The organism is Streptomyces sp. HUAS ZL42, from assembly GCF_040782645.1.
Classification (GTDB): Bacteria; Actinomycetota; Actinomycetes; order Streptomycetales; family Streptomycetaceae; genus Streptomyces.
This window is the reverse complement of the sequence record NZ_CP160403.1, coordinates 2,366,729-2,387,324: the sequence shown is the minus strand read 5'-3', so window position 1 is coordinate 2,387,324 and position 20,596 is coordinate 2,366,729. Positions and strand designations below refer to the sequence as shown.

Annotated in this window: 14 protein-coding genes; 12 read left to right on the top strand and 2 right to left on the bottom strand. The window is 71.8% G+C overall.

The features are described from left to right. Complete coding sequence (locus tag ABZO29_RS11045) at window positions 1-3,693, bottom strand: nitrate reductase subunit alpha (protein ID WP_367319979.1); 3,693 nt, start codon at window positions 3,691-3,693, stop codon at window positions 1-3. Window positions 3,694-4,082: 389 nt separating this feature from the next. Between ABZO29_RS11045 and ABZO29_RS11040 the strand changes: the two genes are divergently transcribed. The 6 genes from ABZO29_RS11040 (at window position 4,083) to ABZO29_RS11015 (ending at window position 11,093) form a co-directional block, all read left to right on the top strand. Next, window positions 4,083-4,913 carry a DUF2249 domain-containing protein gene (locus ABZO29_RS11040; protein WP_367319978.1) on the top strand — a complete coding sequence of 277 codons (831 nt, stop codon included), beginning with the start codon at window positions 4,083-4,085 and terminating at the stop codon, window positions 4,911-4,913. 37 nt (window positions 4,914-4,950) lie between these two features. Then, entirely contained in the window at window positions 4,951-5,451 is a 501-nt protein-coding gene (locus tag ABZO29_RS11035) for a hypothetical protein (RefSeq protein WP_367319977.1), read from the top strand. A 313-nt stretch (window positions 5,452-5,764) separates the two neighbouring features. Beyond that, window positions 5,765-7,027: a TIGR04053 family radical SAM/SPASM domain-containing protein gene (locus tag ABZO29_RS11030; protein WP_367319976.1), complete on the top strand. Its 1,263-nt coding sequence runs from the start codon at window positions 5,765-5,767 to the stop codon at window positions 7,025-7,027. Continuing rightward, the gene (locus ABZO29_RS11025) at window positions 7,008-9,626 is read left to right on the top strand and encodes a multicopper oxidase domain-containing protein (protein ID WP_367319975.1); all 2,619 of its coding nucleotides are present in this window, start codon (window positions 7,008-7,010) and stop codon (window positions 9,624-9,626) included. The genes ABZO29_RS11030 and ABZO29_RS11025 overlap by 20 nt, the downstream gene beginning before the upstream one ends. After that, window positions 9,626-10,072 carry a hypothetical protein gene (locus ABZO29_RS11020; protein WP_367319974.1) on the top strand — a complete coding sequence of 149 codons (447 nt, stop codon included), beginning with the start codon at window positions 9,626-9,628 and terminating at the stop codon, window positions 10,070-10,072. Before ABZO29_RS11025 ends, ABZO29_RS11020 begins: the two co-directional genes overlap by 1 nt. Before the next feature lie 37 nt (window positions 10,073-10,109). Next, entirely contained in the window at window positions 10,110-11,093 is a 984-nt protein-coding gene (locus ABZO29_RS11015; protein ID WP_367319973.1) for a hypothetical protein, read from the top strand. A gap of 23 nt (window positions 11,094-11,116) precedes the next feature. Here the strand turns inward: ABZO29_RS11015 and ABZO29_RS11010 are convergent, their stop codons facing one another. Next, window positions 11,117-11,539 carry a pyridoxamine 5'-phosphate oxidase family protein gene (locus ABZO29_RS11010; RefSeq protein ID WP_367319972.1) on the bottom strand — a complete coding sequence of 141 codons (423 nt, stop codon included), beginning with the start codon at window positions 11,537-11,539 and terminating at the stop codon, window positions 11,117-11,119. Window positions 11,540-11,837: 298 nt separating this feature from the next. On the opposite strand from ABZO29_RS11010, the gene ABZO29_RS11005 reads away from it, so the two are divergent. From ABZO29_RS11005 to narI, 6 genes are all read left to right on the top strand, one after another. Beyond that, the gene (locus ABZO29_RS11005; protein ID WP_367326106.1) at window positions 11,838-13,049 is read left to right on the top strand and encodes an MFS transporter; all 1,212 of its coding nucleotides are present in this window, start codon (window positions 11,838-11,840) and stop codon (window positions 13,047-13,049) included. A 40-nt stretch (window positions 13,050-13,089) separates the two neighbouring features. Further along, window positions 13,090-13,566, top strand: coding sequence for a hemerythrin domain-containing protein (locus tag ABZO29_RS11000; RefSeq protein WP_367319971.1), 477 nt, complete (start codon window positions 13,090-13,092; stop codon window positions 13,564-13,566). 266 nt (window positions 13,567-13,832) lie between these two features. Beyond that, window positions 13,833-17,516 (top strand): nitrate reductase subunit alpha, encoded by a 3,684-nt coding sequence (locus ABZO29_RS10995; protein WP_367326105.1) that lies wholly within the window; start codon window positions 13,833-13,835, stop codon window positions 17,514-17,516. 1 nt (window position 17,517) lies between these two features. After that, entirely contained in the window at window positions 17,518-19,215 is a 1,698-nt protein-coding gene (gene narH, locus ABZO29_RS10990; RefSeq protein ID WP_367319970.1) for a nitrate reductase subunit beta, read from the top strand. Beyond that, complete coding sequence (gene narJ, locus ABZO29_RS10985; protein ID WP_367319969.1) at window positions 19,212-19,829, top strand: nitrate reductase molybdenum cofactor assembly chaperone; 618 nt, start codon at window positions 19,212-19,214, stop codon at window positions 19,827-19,829. Before narH ends, narJ begins: the two co-directional genes overlap by 4 nt. Next, window positions 19,826-20,593 carry a respiratory nitrate reductase subunit gamma gene (gene narI, locus ABZO29_RS10980; RefSeq protein WP_367319968.1) on the top strand — a complete coding sequence of 256 codons (768 nt, stop codon included), beginning with the start codon at window positions 19,826-19,828 and terminating at the stop codon, window positions 20,591-20,593. Before narJ ends, narI begins: the two co-directional genes overlap by 4 nt. Window positions 20,594-20,596: the final 3 nt, after the last annotated feature.

Genomic DNA, 20,596 nt, shown 5'->3' with positions numbered 1-20,596 from the left:
TCAGTACTCCACGTCCTGCGAGCGACGGCGGATGACGGTGATCTCGTCGCGCTGGTTTCCGGTCGGGCCGTAGTAGTTGAAGGCGTACGTGAACTGTGCGTAGCCGCCCGCGAGATGGGTGGGCTTGATCAGCAGCCTGGTCAGGGAGTTGTGGATGCCGCCGCGCTTTCCGCTGACCTCGGTCTTCGGCACGTTCACGTTGCGGTCCTGGGCGTGGTACATGTACACCGTGCCCTCGGGCATGCGGTGGGTGACCACGGCCCGCACGGCCACCACGCCGTTGCGGTTGTACGCCTCGATCCAGTCGTTGTCCTTGGCGCCGATCTTCTCGGCGTCGGCCGTGGACATCCAGATCACCGGGCCGCCGCGGGACAGGTCGAGCATGTACTTGTTGTCCTGGTAGTTCGAGTGGATGGACCACTTGGAGTGCGGGGTCAGATAGCGGACCGTGACCTCGGCCCGGCCGTCGTTCAGGTGCTCGTCGCCGTAGTGCCGGGGCGAGTTCAACGGAGGCCGGTAGACGGGCAGCTGCTCGCCGATCTCGGAGATCCAGTCGTGCTGGACGAAGAAGTGCTGGCGGCCGGTGAGGGTGTGCCAGGGCTTCTTGTGCTCGGTGTTGATGACGAACGGTGAGTAACGGCGTCCGCCGGTCTCCGAGCCCGACCACTCGTACGACGTCATCACCGAGCGGGGCTGCGTGCGGGTGTCGGCGAACGTGATCCGCTCCGCCTCGCGTTCGGCGGCGAGTTCGACCAGACCCTCGCTGCCGGTCTGCTTCTCGAGCGCCCGGAAGCCCTCGGCGGCCAGTCGTCCGTTGGTGGTGCCGGACAGGGCGAGGACCGCCTCGCACATGTGGCTCGCGGTGGCCAGCGAGGGCCGTCCGGCGGCGATTCCGTCCCTCACGGTGCCGTTGCGGCGCCGGAGGTCGTCGATCTCCTTGTCCGGGTGGACGGTGACGCCCTTGGTGGTGGTGCCCAGGGTGTCGAGCAGCGGACCCACGGCGCGCATCTTCTGCGCGATCGCGGTGTAGTCCCGCTCGACGACCGCCAGCTTCGGCATGGTCTTCCCGGGAATCGGGTCGCACTCTCCGGTCTTCCAGTCCCGCACCACGCCGCCCGGCTGAGCGAGTTCGTCCGGCGTGTCGTGCAGCAGCGGCACCGCGATGACGTCGGTGCGGGTACCGAGGTGGTCGGCTGCCAGCTCGCTGAACCGGTCGGCGATGGTCAGGAAGGCGTCGTAGTCGGTGCGGGCCTGCCAGGGCGGGGCGATGGCCGGGGTGAAGGCGTGCATGAAGGGGTGCATGTCCGTGCTGGACAGGTCGTCCTTCTCGTACCAGGTGGCGGCCGGAAGGACGACGTCGGCGTACAGGCCGGTCGAGGTCATCCGGAAGTCGATCGTGACCAGCAGGTCGAGCTTGCCCTCGGGCGCCTCGTCCCGCCACACCACGTCCTTCGGACGGCTCTCGGGCGCGGTCTCCTCCGACCGGACGGCCCCGTCCGTGCCCAGCAGGTGGCGCAGGAAGTACTCGTTGCCCTTGCCGGAGGAGCCGAGCAGGTTGGCCCGCCACACCGTCAGCACGCGCGGGAAGTTGGCCGGGTCGTCGGGGTCCTCGGCGGCGAACCGCAGCCGCCCCGACTTCAGCTCGTCGACGATGTGCTCGGCGACCGGCCGGCCGGCCCGGGCGGCTTCGTCCGTCAGGTCGAGCGGGTTGCGGTTGAAGCCGGGGTGGCCGGGCGTCCAGCCCAGTCGCACGGCCTGCGCCAGACAGTCGGCGAAGCCCTTGCCCTGGAACCGTCCCTCGCCGAGCGGGGAAGCGATCTCGTCGGGCCCGAAGGCCTCGTAGCGCCACTGGTCGGAGTTCAGGTACCAGTAGGAGGTACCCGCCATGTGCCGGGTGGGCCGCTGCCAGTCGAAGGCGAACGACAGGTGCTGCTGCCCGGTGACCGGGCGGACCTTCTCCTGGCCGACGTAGTGCGCCCAGCCGCCGCCGTTGACGCCCTGGCAGCCGGTCATGGTGATCAGCGCCAGGAAGGCCCGGTAGATGGTGTCGGAGTGGAACCAGTGGTTGGTTCCGGCACCCAGCGCGATCATGGACCGGCCGCCCGTGCGCTCGGCGTTGCGCGCGAACTCCCGGCCGATACGGGCCGCCTGCTCGGCCGGCACGGAGGTGATCGTCTCCTGCCAGGCCGGGGTGCAGGGCTGCGACGCGTCCTCGTACGACGACGGCCAGCTGCCCGGGAGACCGGGACGCCCGACGCCGTACTGGGCGAGCATCAGGTCGAAGACCGTGGTGACGAGACGGCCGCCGATCCGGCGCACCGGCACCCCGCGCACCAGGACCGAGCCGCCCTCCGTCGCGCCCTCGTCGAAGCGGGGCAGCGCGACCTCGGCCGTCTCCTCGGCCCGCTCCAGCAGGCTCAGCTCGGGCACGACGTCGCCGAGGTCGAGGTTCCAGTGGCCCTGCTCCTTCGCCCAGCGGAAGCCGAGCGAACCGTTCGGCACGACCGGTTCGCCGGTGGCCGAGTCGACGAGGACGGTCTTGGACTCGGCGTGCTCCGTGTCCTGTCCGAGGTCGGCGGCGGTCAGGAACCCGTCCGGGACGAGACCGCGCTCGTGCTCGCGCAGCGCCACCAGGAACGGGGCGTCGGTGAACTTGCGCAGGTAGTCCCGGAAGTACGGCACTTCGCGGTCGACGAGGAACTCGCGCAGGATCACATGGCCCATGGCCATGGCCAGCGCGCCGTCCGTGCCGGGGTGCGGGGCGAGCCACTCGTCGGCGTGCTTGACGTTGTCGGCGTAGTCGGGGCTGACCGCGACGACCTTGGTGCCGTTGTAGCGGGTCTCGGTCAGGAAGTGCGCGTCGGGCGTGCGGGTCACGGGGATGTTGGAGCCCCACATGATCAGAAAGCCCGCGTTCCACCAGTCCGCGGCCTCCGGCACGTCGGTCTGGTCGCCGAAGACCTGCGGCGAGGCGATGGGCAGGTCCGCGTACCAGTCGTAGAACGACAGCAGCGTGCCGCCGATCATCGAGTGGTACCGGGCGCCGGCCGCGAACGACGCGATCGACATCGCCGGGATGGGAGAGAACCCCGCCACCCGGTCGGGGCCGTACGTCTTGACGGTGTGCACCTGGGCGGCGGCGATCAGCTCGGTCACCTCGTCCCAGTCGGCGCGCACCAGGCCGCCCTTGCCGCGGGCCCGCTTGTACGCCCGTGCCTTGGCAGGGTCGGAGGTGATCTCCGCCCAGGCCGCCACGGGATCGCCGAGCCGCTTACGGGCCTCGCGCCACAGCTTCAGCAGCGCGCCGCGCACGTACGGGTAACGGACCCGGCTGGGGGAGTAGGTGTACCAGGAGAACGACGCCCCGCGCGGGCAGCCGCGGGGCTCGTACTCGGGGCAGTCCGCGCCGATCGACGGGTAGTCGGTGGCCTGGTGCTCCCAGGTGATGATGCCGTCCTTGACGTACACCATCCACGAGCAGGAACCGGTGCAGTTGACCCCGTGCGTGGAGCGCACCACCTTGTCGTGCGCCCAGCGGTCCCGGTAGAAGCCCTCCCACTTCGAGTCGCCCTCTCCGAACACGGCGCGTCCGTCGGCCGACACCTCGCGGCGGGTGAGCAGTCGCCGGGTGGCCAGGGGCCAGCCTTCACCGGCGGGCGACTTCCGACGCCGTCCGTTCTGATCGTTCTCCATGGCCAGGAACGCTAGGTGGGGCGGATCCCGCAGCACCCGGGGCCGGCGGTCCCCGCCGTATGACCTTCCGGCCCAATCCGGCTGGTCCCACTGGGGACCAATGGTCCCGGTGATGGGGTCCGGTCGGCCAGGGAGCCTGGTGTGGTCGAGGTTGCATGCTGGGCGTTGATCGGACCGCGGATGCCCACCTGTCCGTACGACCGCGTCCCGTGCCGGGCGGCCAATTCTCCCGTCCCTGGCCGCCGCAGGTGCAGCGCGTACGGAGCGTGCCGGTTCGGTCGTGCGTCCGGCCGTTCACCGCGGCCGGACGCGGCATCCGCCCGGCGCAGGCACCCGAGTGCCCCTCGCATCGCCCGGCCGAGCCGCCCCGACCCGCTGGAGAGACCGTCATGAGCGTGCTGACCCTCGCCTCGAACCCCGACGACGCCACGGCCCTCGAGAGTGCCGAGGCGCATCACGCCCGCCTGGCCGGTGAACTGGCCGGACGGGTGAGGATGCTGACCGCCGTGGACCGCCCCCCGAGCGCCGCGGCGAAGATCCACGCCGGTCTGGTGGCCTTCTGCGACCGCTCGCTGCTGCCGCACGCCGCCGCCGAGGAGGCCGTGCTCTACCCCGCCGCCCACGGCATGCCCGAGGCCCGCCTGCTCATCGAGAGTCTGATCGGCGAACACCGCTGCCTGACCGCACTCGTCGACGCCCTGCGCGCCGCACCGGGCCCGGTTGCCGCGGCGGCCGACGCCCGGGCCCTGCAGGTGCTCTTCGAGGAACACGTCGCCAAGGAGAACGGCCTTGTGCTGCCCCTGCTCGCCATGACGCCCGAGGTCTCCCTGGCGGCGCTGCTCAGGGACATGCACCAACGGCTCGCGAACGGCACGGCCGACAGCGGCACCCGAGAGGACCGGCACATCGAGGAAGGACAGGACATGCAGGAAGGACAGATCGAGGAGACCGGCGGCTGCGGCGGGGTCTGCGGCTGCGGCGGGGCGGAGGAGACGGCCGAGCCCGAACTGGACGTGCGGGAGGTGCCGCACGCCCTGCGCCACGCCACGGTCCTCGGCGCACTCGACGCCGTTCCGGCGGGCGCCGCGATGGTGCTGGTCGCCCCGCACGACCCGCTGCCGCTGCTGGCGCAGATCGAACAGCGCAGCCCGGGCGTGTTCTCGGTGGAGTACCTGGAACGCGGCCCCGAGGCCTGGCGGTTGCGGCTCAACCACCGCTGACCGCCCCGCGAGCACTTGAGGAAAGAAGGACAACGTGATGGACGCATTGCACCGCCGGGCCACCCTGCTCGGGGCGGTCGGAACAGCCCTGGGAGTCGCCGGGCCGGTCATGCTGTGGCGCGGTCGCAGTGGCAGGAAGGAGATCCGCACCGAGCTGGCCGCCCAGAAGATCACCTTCCCCGAGCGGGGGCTGCCCGCCGAACTCGCCTGCTACGCCGGCCGGCGTGTGGAAACCGGCCCCGACGCGCACGCCTACGCCGAGTTCATCAAGGGCAACCTCGCCCATGCCACCGGCGGTCGCACCTATGCCGAGATCACCGCCGAGCTGCACGCCGCCGGAGGCGACGACGAGAAGCTCTCCGAGCTGCGCCAGACCGCGTTCATGGGCCAGACCCTGCGCGCCTCCCTGATGTCCGCCTACCAGGCATGGCACCTCACGACCCTGGTCACGGGCCTGGGCGCCGCCCTGACCGGTCTGGGTGTCGCCCTGGTGGCCACCGCCGACTCCCTGGCACCCCGCTCGCCGAACCGCTCCTGACCAAGAAGAGGGACCGTCCAAGAAGAGGGACCGTCCAAGAAGAGGGACCGTCCAAGAAGAGGGACTGTCGGCCCTGTTCCAGAAGACCATCGGCCGCCGCGCCGACCACCGCCGCCGGTGGATGCTGACGGCGACCGATCCGGAGGTATCCCGTGCACGACCATGTCGACCGCCCTCAAGGCCGACCCCGCCGCTGTCGCTCGCGGTGGGAGCCGCGCGCGGTCCGGCCCGGTCACCGTCCGGCCGCCCGCCTCGTCTGCCCTGACTCCAGGGCGGCCGGACACACCCTCGGGGCGCTGGGCAGGGCCGTGCGATGAGCGCCGCAGCGCATGCCATCCGCCGCCAGCGGCACGACGCGGCAGAGCGGCCGTTCATCGTCATCTGGGAGTCCACCCGGGCCTGCCCGCTCGCCTGCCTGCACTGCCGTGCCGAGGCCGTGCCCGACCGCGACCCGCGCGAGCTGGACACCGCCGCCGCGAAGGACCTGCTGCACCAGGTGGCCGCCTTCGGGCAGCCCGCCCCACTGTTCGTGATCACCGGCGGTGACCCCTTCCAGCGCCCCGACCTGACCGAGCTCGTCGCTCACGGCAAGGAGGCCGGGGTCCGGGTCGCGGTGTCCCCGTCCGGTACGCCGACGCTCACCGCGGAGCGGCTGCGGGAGCTGCACGCGGCAGGCGCGGTAGGCCTCTCGCTCAGCCTGGACGGCTCCACCGCCGAGATCCACGACGACTTCCGCGGGGTGCCCGGCGTGTTCCGGTGGACCCTGGACGCCTGGGACACCGCTCGCGCCCTCGGCATGAAGGTGCAGATCAACACCACGGTCGCCCGGCACAACCTGCACGACCTCCCCGACATCGTCCGCCTGGTCGCCGAGCACGGGGCGATGCTGTGGAGCGCCTTCTTCCTGGTCCCCACCGGCCGCGGCCGCGGCCTCGGCGCACTGACCGCCGGCGAGGTGGAGGACGTCCTCAACTTCGTCCACGACGTCGGCCTGACCGTGCCGGCCAAGACCACCGAGGCACACCACTTCCGGCGCGTCGCGCTGCAGCGCCAGATCCTCGCCGCCACCGGCGACGACCACGTGGCGGTGCTCGGACTCGGGCCGCTGTACCGGGAGTTGCGCGAGCGGGCCACCGAGCTGGGGCTGGACGCCGGAGCGCGCCGGGTGCGGCGACCGCCGCTGGACGTGAACGCGGGCCGCGGCTTCGTCTTCGTCTCCCACACCGGAACCGTGCACCCCAGCGGCTTCCTGCCGCTGGGCGCCGGAAGCGTTCGTGAGACACCGCTGACGGAGATCTACCGCACCTCGGAACTGTTCACCGGGCTGCGGGACGCCGACCGGCTGGGTGGCCGGTGCGGGGCGTGCGAGTTCCGCCGTGTCTGCGGCGGCTCGCGCTCCAGGGCGTACGGCCTCACCGGCGACCCGTACGCCGAGGAGCCCTGGTGCGGTTACGTCCCCGGTTCCTTCCCCCGCCGACGGGAACTGGCCGCGCTGCTGTCCGGCGGCGCCGAGGCGGAACCCGGTTCGACCGCCGCCCCGGGTGGCAAGGAGCGCCGTGTACAGCAAGAACGATGACCCGGCCGGTGGCGGTGGTCGCCCGCCCAGCAGGTTCAAGGCGTCCGGACTGCGCAGCCGGCACCTGGCCGCCCATGTCGTGGTCGCGGCCTGGGCAGTGCTCGCGCTGCTGGCGGCGAGCGCGCAGCAGACGTTGCCGGTTGCCCGCTGGCTGGCGATCCACCTGTTCCTGCTCGGCGCCGCCACCACCGCGATCGTGGTGTGGAGCGAGCACTTCGCCGTCGCCATGCTGCACGCCCCGCAGCCCGACCGGCGGTGGAGCAACGCCCGGCTGGCGGGCGTCAACGCCGGGGCCGCGGGCGTCCTCGCCGGCGTGTGGGCCGACCTGCCCGTGCTGACCGGTGCCGGGTGCGCCCTGCTGATCGCCGCGGTAGGAGCGCACCTGGTGGTGCTGGTCCGGATGGGCCGGGGCGCGCTGGGCGGACGGCTCGCCCCGATCGCCGACTACTACCGGGCCGCAGCGGCGGCACTGATCGTCGGCGCGGTGCTGGGCTGGTTGCTGGCCACCGGCCAGGCCGGCCCGCAGCACTACACCGGGCTGAAGTTGGCCCATGTGCATGTCACCCTCCTCGGCTGGATCGGACTGCCCGTGCTGGGCACGCTGTTCATGCTCTGGCCCACCGTCCTGGGCGTCCGCATGGCCGAACGCACCACCCGGCTGGCGCGCCGGGTGCTGGCCCTGACCGGGGGCGGGTTGCTGATCACCGTCGCCGGCCTGTCGGCCGGACGGCGCTCCGCCGCCGTCCTCGGAGTCGCCCTCTACGCGGTGGGCGTCGCCGTCGCCGCGCAGCTGTTCGCCCGTACGGTGCGCCGGCGGCCCGCGATCTCGGCGGCCGCCGCGTGGATGCTGGCCGCCGCCGGGGGATGGCTGGTCGTCGGCGTGGTGACGGACCTGGTGCTCCTGGTCGTACGGCCGCCGGCCGAGCTGCGGGACGACATCGGGTCCCTGCTTCCGGTGCTGCTCGTCGGCCTGGTCGCGCAGGTCCTCATCGGGGCCCTCACCTATCTGCTGCCCATCGTCCTGACGAGCGGTCCCAAGGAAAGGGCCGCGCTACGGGCGGTACTCGAGCGGGGCTGGGCCGCGCGGCTCGTCGTGCTCAACCTCGGCGTGGCGCTGCTCGCGCTTCCGCTGCCCGGGCCCCCGGGCACGGCGGGCATGCTGATGGCCGGGGCGGCCGGGGCCGTGTTCCTCGCCCTGGCAGTGCGTGTGCTGGTCCGCGGCGGACGGGGTCTCCTCCAGAACACGGACCGGGCCGGCGTGTCACGGCGGCCCGCCCTGTGGGGCACGGTCGCCGGCGCCGTACTGACCGTGCTGGCCGTGCTCGTGGCCAACAGCGGCGGGGACACGGGCGGCGGGACGAGCGCCGCCGGGACGTCGGGTGCGGGCGCCGGGACCACCCGCACGGTCGCCGTCACCCTGGCCGACATGCGTATCCGGCCGGCCCGCGTCGAGGTCGCGGCGGGCACCGTACTGCGGCTGAAGGTCACCAACACCGACGCCCAGCGCCACGACCTCAAGATCGAGGACGGTCCCGCCACCCCGATGCTCGCCAAGGGCGGCACCCGCGTACTCGACCTCGGGCAGGTCACGGGGAACCGCCAGGCGTGGTGCACCCTGCCGGGCCACCGGGCGGCCGGGATGACCATGGACATCGTCGTGAAAGAAGACACGGCCACGGACAGCGGCGAACACAAGGGGCACACCTCGGCCGCCGCCGCCGACGGCGGCCCGGACCTCTCCGCCGACTTCTCCACCGGCTGGCAGGCACGCGGAGCCGACCTGGCCCCCGCGCCCGGCGGAACCGTCCACAAAGTCGAACTGCACGCCGCGCACACCACGGTCGAGGTGGCTCCGGGCGTGCAGCAGCAGATGTGGACCTTCGGCGGCTCGGCACCGGGCCCCACCCTGCACGGCAAGGTCGGCGACACCTTCGAGGTCACGCTCGCCAACGACGACGAAGGCATGGGCCACGGCATCGACTTCCACGCCGGCTCCCTCGCCCCGGACGTGCCGATGCGCACCATCCAGCCCGGTGAGCGCCTGGTCTACCGGTTCCGCGCCGAGAAGGCCGGGGCCTGGCTGTATCACTGCAGCACCGCGCCCATGCTCCAGCACATCGGCAACGGCATGTACGGCGCAGTGATCATCGACCCGCCCGGCCTGGAGAAGGCCGACCACGAATACGTGCTGGTCTCCTCCGAGCTCTACCTCGGCACACCCGGCAGTACCGCCCAGGTGGCGAAGATGCGTCAGAACACCCCGGACGCCTGGGTGTTCAACGGCGTCGCCGACCAGTACGCCAAACAGCCGCTGAAGGTGAAGGCCGGCGATCGGGCCCGCTTCTGGGTGGTCGCCGCCGGACCGAGCGACGGCATCGCCTTCCACATGGTCGGCACCGTCTTCGACACCGTGTACAAGGAGGGCGCCTACCTGCTCCAGCCGGACCAGGCGGGCGGCGCGCAGGTGCTGGACCTGGCCGCGGCGCAGGGCGGCTTCGTGGAGACGACGTTCCCCCAGGCCGGCCACTACGCGTTCGTCGACCACGACATGCGCCACGCCGAAGCCGGCGCGCACGGCATGGTGGAGGTGAGCCGCTGATGGACACCGTCGGCCTGTGGTCCCTGGTGCGGTTCGCGCATGTGGCCGGTGCCGCCCTGTGGGTCGGCGGCCAACTGGCCCTCTCCCTGGTGATCCTGCCGCTGGCCCGCCGTCTGCTCGCCCCGGAGGTCAAGGACGACTTCACCGCCGCGGCCGGCCGCCGGTTCGGGATGCTGACCGGAGCGGTGTTCCTGCCCGTGCAGCTGGCCACCGGCTGCGCCATGGCCTGGCACAGGGGAGTCACCTGGGCCTCCCTCGCCGAACCCGGCTACGGCCGCACCCTGGCAGCCAAACTCGCGCTCTTCGTGGTGGTGATGCTCGCCGCGGCCGGACACGGCATCGCCCACGCGAAGGGGCGCGCCGACCTGGCCCGGGCCCTGGCCGTCGTCTCCCTCGTCGGCTCACTCGGCGTCGTCCTGCTGGCCACGGCTCTGCCCGCCACGTGACGGCGCGGCCACGACGCAAACAGGAAGAGAAGGCACCATGCCCGCTCAAGCCCTCCTGGACGCAGCCACCGTGGAGTCGCTCCTGGCGGCCGCCGTGGCGGCCCCGTCGATCCACAACACACAGCCCTGGCGCTTCGGCCTGAACCCCTACAGCGGGTCGATCGAGGTCCGTGTCGACCGGCGGCGGCCGCTGCCGATGGCCGATCCCGAACTGCGCGCCCAGCATCTGTCCGTGGGTGCGGCCGTCTTCAACCTCCGCGTGGCCGCGGCGCATCTGGGCTGGGATCCCCTCGTCCGGCCGGTCACCGCCGCCGACGATCCGGACCTGCTGGCCACGGTGCGACTGACCCGTCCCACCCCGGACGTGCAGCCGCCCCTGAGCCACCTGTACGAGGCCGTCGAGCGCCGCCACACGAGCCGGATGCCGTTCACCGGCCGCCCGGTTCCGGACCCGATCGTGGCCGAGATGATCAACTCCGCGCGGGCCGAGGGCGCCCACCTGGACGTGCCCGGCATCCCGGGGACCCGGCGCCTGCTGTGCCTGACCCGGGCAGCGGAGGCGCGCAACGCCCTTCACCCGGCCCGCACGGCCGAGGCGCGCACGTGGGTCACACCCCCGGGAACGGGCGCCGCCTACGGCATCCCCGTAGCGGCCCTGGGCCCGCGGGACGCGTCCGGGCGGATGCCGGTACGGGACTTCACCGGCGCGCTGCCCGCACTGCTGCCGCCCGCGCTGCGTTTCGAACGCCACGCCCAGGTGGCCCTGCTGTGGACGTGCCGCGACCGGCGGGAGGACTGGCTGCGGGCGGGCCAGGCCCTGGAGCGCGTGCTGCTCACGGCGACCCGGCGCGGCGTGCGCACGTCGATGCTGCACCAGGCGATGGAGTGGCCCGACCTGAGGGCGGCGATGGCCGGAGCACGGCGGCGGTGCTGCCCGCAGTTGCTGATCCGCTTCGGATACGGCCCGGAGGGAGGGCGGACGCCTCGTGCGCCCGTACACCTCGGGGAGACGACGGCCTGACGTCGCGCCGTCGGCGCGCCGCGTCACTGCGCGACGGTCACGCCCCTGAGCTCGCGCCCGGTGGCCATCTCGGATTCGATGCGCACGAACACGGACTCCCGCAGGGGCATCCAGGAAGTGGGGCCGGCCTGCAGCAGGCGCTCGTGCTCCGCGGGATCGGTCACCACGGTGGCCCGTCCGGTGACGACCACGCTCCAGCCGGACCGGGTCGCCGCGTCGAACTCGTCCGCCTCGAAGGCGACCACGACGCCGTCGATTGCGCGGACCAGATCCGAGCCCTGCGAGGTACGCAGCAGGATGGAGGCGTCCGAGTCCAGGGAGAAGTTGATGGGAAGGACCGCGGGCAGAGCCTGCCTGGTGTAGACCACGCGGCCGACCGGCACCTTCGTGAGCAGGCGCAGGCACTCCTGCCGGTCGAGTGCGCGAAAGGCGTCGTTCTGGAACATCGGTCCATCGTCCCCGCGGTCGCTGCGAGCGGGTAGGGCCGACCGGCCCTAGCCCCTCGGCCCGACCCGAGGACCGTCTGTCCGCCGACAGGGACCGACGGCCCATGCCTTCGGTGAGTCCCCATGCGGACAGTGGTGGACGGGACGCCGCTTCGCAGGCAAGGGGCCCGTGGTGCGCGCGTGATCCCGGTGGCGCAGTACCACCATGGAGAAAGGGACGGACAACATGGTCCAGCCGTTGAAGTCGAAGAGCGACAGCTCACCGTCGGGCGCACCGGTGCCCGGCCGGGCGTGGCTGATGCTGGCCCTGGCCACGGTCGGTTTCGCCGTGAACTTCTGGGCGTGGGCGCTGCTCAGCCCGCTCGGCCCCCGGTTCAAGGACAGCCTCGACCTGTCGTCGTTCGAGCAGTCCCTGCTGGTGGCGGTGCCGGTCGTGGTGGGCTCGCTGGGCCGGATCCCGGTGGGCGCGCTGACCGACCGGTTCGGCGGCCGGGTGATGTTCCCGCTCGTGTCGGCGGCCACCATCGTGCCGGTGCTCTACCTCGGCCTGGCAGGGCATTCCTCGCTCGTCGCCCTGCTGGTGGGCGGGTTCTTCCTCGGTATCGGCGGCACCGCGTTCGCCGTCGGCGTGCCCCTCGTCAACGCCTGGTTCCCGCCGGAGCGCCGAGGACTCGCCATCGGCGTGTTCGGCGCCGGCATGGGCGGCACCGCCATCAGCGCCCTGACCACCGTGAAGCTGGTCGACGCGAACAGCATGTCCACCCCCTTCCTGATCACCGCGGCGGCACTGGCCGTCTACGCCGTGGCGGCCGCACTGCTGCTGCGCGACGCACCCGGCCGCAGCGTGCCGACCGAGCCGCTGGCCCGCCGACTGGCCGCCACCGCCCGGCTGCGCATCACCTGGCAGGCAGCCGCACTGTACGCGGTCGCGTTCGGTGGCTACGTCGCCTTCTCCGTCTACCTGCCCACCTACCTCAAGACCGGCTACGGGCTCACCCAGGCCGACGCCGCGAACCGCATGGCCGGCTTCGTGCTGCTGGCGGTGGCGATGCGCCCGATCGGCGGCTGGCTGTCCGACCGGCTGGGCCCGGTCCGGGTGCTGGCCGGGTCGCTGGCCGTGGTCGTGGCCGGAGCGGTGACCCAGTCGTTCACCCCGTCCCTGGCACCGGTGGGCACCATCGCCTTCCTGGCCATGGCCGCCGCGCTCGGCGCGGGCAGCGGAGCGACCTTCGCCCTGGTGGCCCTGCGGACGCCCGCCGACCAGGTCGGCTCGGTCACCGGAGTCGTCGGCGCCGCGGGCGGCCTGGGCGGCTTCCTGCCCCCGCTGGTGATGGGCTCGCTGTACGGGGAGTACGGGACGTACGCGGCCGGCCTCGCCCTGCTCGCGATCGTGGCCGCCGCAGCGCTGGCCTTCACCCTCACCGGTGTCCGCGCCGCATCCGAAGGCGGCGAGCGGGGGCGGCGCACCGGCCGCCGGCGCGGTCACCGCACCGCCGACAGCGCCGCGTAACAGCGAGCGAAGCAACCCACGGGAACGAAGGGGAAGACCGGTGTGCGAGTACTGCGGCTGCCAGGCTCTGGAGACGATCGACGAACTGACCCAGGAGCACGAGGAGGTGGTTCGCCTGATCAGCCACCTCCGTTCCGCCCACCGGGAGGGCGCGGTGGCCCGGATGGCGGAGGTCGCCCGGGAGATCGCGAGGGTGCTCGGTCCGCACACCCAGGTGGAGGAGCACGGGTTGTTCCCCGCGCTGGCCGGGGACTTCCCCGACCAGATCGCCGCCCTTGAGGCCGAGCACCGGCGCATCGAGACGGTGCTGGCCGAGGCCGCCGACGGTGCGACGCCACAGGACCCGGCTTGGCCGGACCGGCTGATGGAGGCGATGGCCGTGCTGCGCGACCACATCCTCAAGGAACAGGACGGCGTCTTCCCGGCCGCACTCGCGAACCTCGGCACCGAGGAGTGGGAAGCGGTCGAGGCCGCGCGCGCCAGGGCGGGCAGCACCTTGTCACGGCCGTCCGCCTGACGTCGCGGCCGTCCGCCTGAAACCGCCGCCCTGCCGACGCCGGCAGGGCGGCGGGCATGGCCGCGGAAAGCCGGGGTAACCGCCGCAGTACGCAGGCGATCTTCACCGAGCTCCGAATTGGTCGTGGTGTGGCTGGGTCCCTCCGGGGGGCAGCGGTCGTAGAGTCGTGTGCGGCCGGAACCGATCACAACTCGAACGGGCCGCGGTGCCCGGGGCGGAGTGGCACGGTGAGCACGGAGACCAGCCGGGAACAGAAGCGCACAGGCATGGACGGCGATCTGGCGGAGGCGCTGGTGCGCAGCCGCCGGTTCTTCACCCGGGCGGAGGTCTCCGACGACCTGCGCACCCTGCACCGCAAGGGCGGCCGTCAGGCGGACGAGTTCTACCGGGACCGTTGGTCGCACGACAAGGTGGTGCGTTCCACCCACGGCGTGAACTGCACCGGCTCGTGCTCGTGGAAGGTGTACGTCAAGGACGGCGTCATCACCTGGGAGGCGCAGCAGACCGACTACCCGTCGGTCGGCCCGGACCGCCCCGAGTACGAGCCGCGTGGCTGCCCGCGCGGCGCGGCCTTCTCCTGGTACACCTACTCGCCCACGCGGGTCCGCTACCCCTACGTGCGCGGTGTGCTGCTGCAGATGTACCGCGAGGCGAAGGCCCGCCTGGGCGACCCCGTCGCGGCGTGGGCGGACATCGTCTCCGACCCGGAGCGCGCCCGCCGCTACAAGCGGCAGCGCGGCAAGGGCGGCCTGGTGCGGGCGAGTTGGGACGAGGCGGTGGAGATGATCGCTGCCGCCCATGTGCACACCATCAAGGAGTACGGCCCGGACCGGCTGGCCGGGTTCTCGCCGATCCCGGCGATGTCGATGGTCTCCCACGCGGCCGGCGCCCGCTTCTACTCGCTCCTCGGCGGCGCGATGCTCTCGTTCTACGACTGGTACGCCGATCTGCCGGTCGCCTCGCCGCAGGTGTTCGGCGACCAGACCGACGTACCGGAGTCGGGGGACTGGTGGGACGCCGGATACCTGATCATGTGGGGCTCGAATCTGCCGGTGACCCGGACGCCGGACGCGCACTGGATGGCGGAGGCCCGCTATCGGGGCCAGAAGGTCGTCGCCGTGTCGCCCGACTACGCGGACAACGTGAAGTTCGCCGACGAGTGGCTCGCGGCCCAGCCGGGCACCGACGGGGCGCTGGCGATGGCCATGGGGCATGTGATCCTCAAGGAGTTCTTCGTCGACCGGGCCACGCCGTACTTCACCGACTACGTCAGGAAGTACACGGATCTGCCGTTCCTGGTCGCCCTTGACGAGGTCGAGGGCGATCCGGGCACCTACCGGCCCGGCAAGTTCCTGACCGCCGCCGACCTGGGCGGCGAGCATGCGCAGGCCGAGCACGCCGAGTTCCGGACCGTGCTGCTGGACGCGGCCACGGGCGGGCCGGTGGTGCCGGGCGGCACGCTCGGCGACCGCTACGGCGAGGCCGGCGCCGGGAAGTGGAACCTGGACCTCGGCGACATCCGGCCCTCGCTGTCCGCCGAAGGCGGCGACGAGGCACCGGTCGCCGTCGACCTGCCCCGCTTCGACGCGCCCGACGGCAGTGCGGGACGGCTGCGGCGCGGGGTGCCGGTGCGCCGGGTGGCCGGGCGACCGGTCACCACGGTGTACGACCTGCTGCTGGCCCAGTACGGGGTGGCCCGCGAGGGGATGCCCGGCCGTTGGCCGTCGTCGTACGAGGACGCGAGCGAGCCGTACACCCCGGCCTGGCAGGCGGCGATCACCGGAGTGGACGCGGTCCGGGCGGCCCGGATCGCCCGGGAGTTCGCGACCAACGCCGAGGAGTCCGGCGGCCGTTCGATGATCATCATGGGGGCGGGCACCAACCACTGGTTCCACTCCGACACCATCTATCGCGCGTTCCTGACGCTGACGACGCTGACCGGCTGCCAGGGCGTGAACGGCGGCGGCTGGGCGCACTACGTCGGTCAGGAGAAGGTCCGTCCGATCACCGGCTACTCGGCCGTCGCGACCGCCGCGGACTGGAACCGCCCGGCCCGACTGATGATCCAGACCGCGTACTGGTATCTGCACAGCGACCAGTTCCGCTACGACCCGTTCTCCGCCGACACCCTCGCCGCCGCGGGCGCCGGCGGCCCCTTCGCCGGGAGGTCCACCGCGGACGTGATCGCTCAGTCGGCGCGGATGGGCTGGATGCCGTCGTATCCGACCTTCGACCGCAACCCGCTGGACCTCGCCGACGAGGCGGAGGCGGCGGGCCGCCCGGTCGCCGAGCACATCGTCGGCGAACTCAAGGCGGGGCGGCTGCGGTTCGCGGGCGAGGATCCGGACGCGCCGGAGAACTTCCCGCGGGTGCTGACCGTGTGGCGGGCCAATCTGCTGGGCTCGTCGGCCAAGGGCAACGAGTACTTCCTCAAGCACCTGCTGGGCACCGACTCCTCGGTGCGTGCCACCGAGGCTCCGCCGGACGCCCGGCCGCGGGACGTGGTGTGGCGGGAGGAGGCCCCGGCCGGCAAGCTCGATCTGCTGCTGACGCTGGACTTCCGCATGACCAGCACCACGGTCTTCTCCGACGTCGTCCTGCCGGCCGCGACCTGGTACGAGAAGCACGACCTGTCCAGCACGGACATGCACCCCTTCGTGCAAGCCTTCAACCCGGCGATCGCCCCGCCCTGGCAGACCCGCACCGACTGGGACGCCTTCCACACGCTCGCCGAGGAGTTCAGCCGCCAGGCCGACGGCCACCTCGGCGTCCGCACGGACGTGATCGCCGCGCCGCTGCTGCACGACACACCCGACGAACTGGCCACTCCGCACGGGAGGGTGCGCGACTGGAAGGCGGGGGAGTGCGAGCCGGTGCCCGGTCGCACCATGCCCAGACTCGTCACCGTCGAGCGGGACTACGGTGCGGTCGCCGAGAAGATGGGCGCACTCGGCCCCCTGCTGGACACCCTCGGCGCCACCACCAAGGGCATCACCTTCAAGGTCGACCGCGAGCTGGAGTACCTGCGCCACAAGAACGGCACGGTGCGCGGCGGAGCGGCCGACGGGCGGCCCTCGATCGCCCGGGACATCCACGCCTGCGAGGCCATCCTGGCGCTGTCCGGCACCACCAACGGGCACCTCGCCAAACAGGGCTTCCACACGCTCGAGGCCCGCACCGGCACGCGGCTCGCGGATCTGGCCGCCGAGCACGAGGGAAAACAGATCACCTTCGCCGACACCCAGGCCGCTCCGGTGCCGGTCATCACCTCTCCGGAGTGGTCCGGCTCGGAGACGGGCGGGCGCCGCTATTCCCCGTTCACGGTCAACGTGGAGCGCCTCAAGCCCTGGCACACCCTCACCGGCCGGCAGCACTTCTACCTCGACCACGACTGGATCGCCGCCCTGGGCGAGCAACTTCCGGTCTACCGGCCCCCGTTGAACATGGACGCGTTGTTCGACGAGCCGCGCCTCGGGGACGTCGGTGAACTGGGCGTGACCGTCCGCTACCTGACACCGCACAACAAGTGGTCCATCCACTCCGAGTACCAGGACAACCTGTTCATGCTCTCCCTGTCCCGGGGCGGCCCGACCATCTGGATGAGCACACAGGACGCGGCCAGGGTCGGGGTGCAGGACAACGACTGGGTGGAGGCGGTCAACCGCAACGGCGTGGTCGCCGCCCGTGCGGTCGTCTCGCACCGCATGCCGGAGGGCACCGTCTACATGCACCACGCCCAGGACCGGCTGATCGACGTGCCCCGCACCGAGACCAGCGGCCGGCGCGGCGGCATCCACAACTCCCTGACCCGCCTGCTGATCAAGCCCAGCCATCTGATCGGCGGCTACGCCCAGCTGTCGTACGCCTTCAACTACCTCGGCCCGACCGGCAACCAGCGCGACGAGGTGACCGTCATCCGCCGCCGCGCCAACCAGGACGTGGAGTACTGACATGCCCCGTGACGGAGTCACTATTGGACGCTGCATGGCCCAGATGGCGATGGTGATGAACCTCGACAAGTGCATCGGCTGCCACACCTGCTCGGTCACCTGCAAACAGGCGTGGACCAACCGCACCGGCGTCGAGTACGTGTGGTTCAACAACGTCGAGACCCGCCCCGGCCAGGGATATCCGCGCCGCTACGAGGACCAGGACACCTGGAAGGGCGGCTGGGAGCTCAACAAGCGCGGGAAACTGGCGCTGAAGGCGGGCGGCCGCTTCAAGAAGTTGATCCAGATCTTCTCCAACCCCGTGCTGCCGTCCCTCGACGACTACTACGAGCCCTGGACCTACGACTACGAGACGCTGACCAACGCCCCGCTGCAGGAGCACACCCCGGTCGCCCGGCCCAAGTCCCTGATCAGCGGCAAGGACATGAAGATCTCCTGGTCGGCGAACTGGGACGACGACCTCGGCGGCTCGGCCGCGACCAGCGAGCAGGACGTCCTGCTGGGCGAGGTCTCTCAGAAGATCAGGTTCGAGTTCGAGCAGACCTTCATGTTCTATCTGCCCCGCATCTGCGAGCACTGCCTCAACCCGTCCTGCGCGGCCTCCTGTCCCTCCGGCGCGATCTACAAGCGGGAGGAGGACGGGATCGTGCTCGTCGACCAGGACCGCTGCCGGGGCTGGCGGATGTGCGTGACCGGATGCCCGTACAAGAAGGTGTACTTCAACCACCGCACCGGAAAGGCCGAGAAGTGCACCTTCTGCTTCCCGCGCGTCGAGGTCGGCCTGCCCACCGTGTGCTCCGAGACCTGCGTCGGCCGGCTGCGCTACATCGGCCTCGTCCTCTACGACGTCGACCGCGTCCTCGACGCCGCCTCCACACCCAACGACAAGGATCTCTACGAGGCGCAGCGTGGCGTCTTCCTCGACCCGGACGATCCCGCCGTGGCCGCGGCGGCCGAGCGCGACGGCATCCCCCGGGACTGGATCGAGGCCGCCCGGCGCTCCCCGATCCACTCCCTGATCAACACCTACAAGGTGGCGCTGCCGCTGCACCCGGAGTACCGCACCCTGCCCATGGTCTGGTACATCCCGCCCCTGTCCCCGGTGGTCGACGCCGTACGCGACACCGGCCACGACGCCGAGAACCACCGCAACCTCTTCGCCGCCGTCGACGCCCTGCGCATCCCCGTCGACTACCTCGCCCAGCTCTTCACCGCCGGTGATCCCGCCCCCGTGGACGCGGTACTGCACCGCCTGGCCGCCATGCGCTCCTACATGCGCGACATCAACCTCGGGCGCGAGCCGAACGACACCATTCCCAAGTCCGTCGGCATGAGCGGAGAACAGCTCTACGACATGTACCGGCTGCTGGCCCTGGCCAAGTACGACGAGCGCTACGTCATCCCGCCCGCCCACGCCGAACAGGCCCACCAGTTGGAGGAACTGGCCACCGAGTGCAGCCTCGACTACGAGGGCGGCCCCGGGATGGGAGGCTCCGGCCCCTTCGGCGAGACCTCCGGAGGCGCGGCGCCCATCGCCGTGGAGACCTTCCACGCCCTGCGCGACCGCCAGACCTCCGACACTCCCGCCGCCCCCACCGACAGGGCCACCCGCGTCAACCTTCTCAACTGGGACGGCAAAGGTTCCCCACCCGGCCTCTTCCCACCCGCCGCGCACGACGAGAACGGCCACGAGTCATGAGTCCCCTCCCCGCCGACGCCCGCAACGCCCTGGCCTGGCAGGCCCAGTCGCTGCTGCTGGCCTACCCCGACGACCAGCTCGAACAGCGCCTCACCCTGGCCCTCAAGGTCGCCGCCACTCAGCCGAGGACGGTCGGCGGCCCCCTCGTCCGCTTCGCCGAACACGCCGGCCGCATCCCACTGCCGGACCTGGCCGCCGACTACGTCGCCACCTTCGACCACCGCAGGCGCTGCTGCCTCTTCCTGACCTACTACGCGCACGGTGACACCCGCAAACGCGGCCTCGCCCTGCTGCGCCTGAAGCAGACCTACGCCCGAGCCGGATGGCGGGTCACCGACGACGAACTGCCCGACCATCTGGCCGTCGTCCTCGAATTCGCCGCCACCGAGCCCGCCCTCGGACCCCGGTTGCTCACCGACCACCGCGCGGGCCTGGAACTGCTGCGCCTCGCCCTGCACGACGCCGCCTCGCCCTGGGCACACGTCCTGGACTCCGTGTCCGCCACGCTGCCGGCCCTGGGCGGCGACGAACGCGAAGCCGTCCTGCGCCTCGCCGCCGAGGGGCCGCCAGAGGAACAGGTCGGCCTGGACCCCTACGTAGGAGGTCCCCGATGACCGCGCCCGCACAGCGAGTCGACCTGGCGGTGGAGACCGGCACCGGTGGCGTCCTGCTGTGGGTCGTCCTGCCGTACGTCGTCCTCGCGGTCTTCGTCCTCGGCCACATCTGGCGCTACCGCTACGACAAGTTCGGCTGGACCACCCGCTCCTCCCAGCTGTACGAGAGGCGGCTGCTGCGCATCGGCAGCCCGCTGTTCCACTTCGGCATCCTCGTCGTCCTGATCGGCCACATCGGCGGGCTGGTCGTCCCCAAGAGCTGGACCGAGACGGCCGGTATCGGCGAGGACGCCTACCACGTCTCCGCCGTGCTCCTCGGCACGATCGCGGGCGTGGCCACGGTGGGCGGCCTGGCGATCCTGATCTACCGGCGCCGCACCGTCGGCCCGGTCTTCTCCGCCACCACCCGCAACGACAAGGCCATGTACGTCTCCCTGTCCGTGACCATCGCGCTCGGGCTGGCCGCCACCGTGGCCGCGAACATCGTCGGTGGCGGATACGACTACCGCGAAACGATCTCCCCCTGGTTCCGCTCCATCTTCTACCTGCAGCCCGACCCGGCGCTGATGACGGACGCCCCGGTGCTGTTCCAGCTCCACGCCCTCAGCGCCCTGATCCTCTTCGCGTTCTGGCCGTTCACCCGGCTCGTGCACATGCTCACCGCACCGCTGGGCTATCTCACCCGCCCCTACATCGTCTACCGCAGCAGGGACACCCGGCTGGGCGCCCGAGCCCCACGCCGCGGCTGGGAACGTACCGGCTGACGG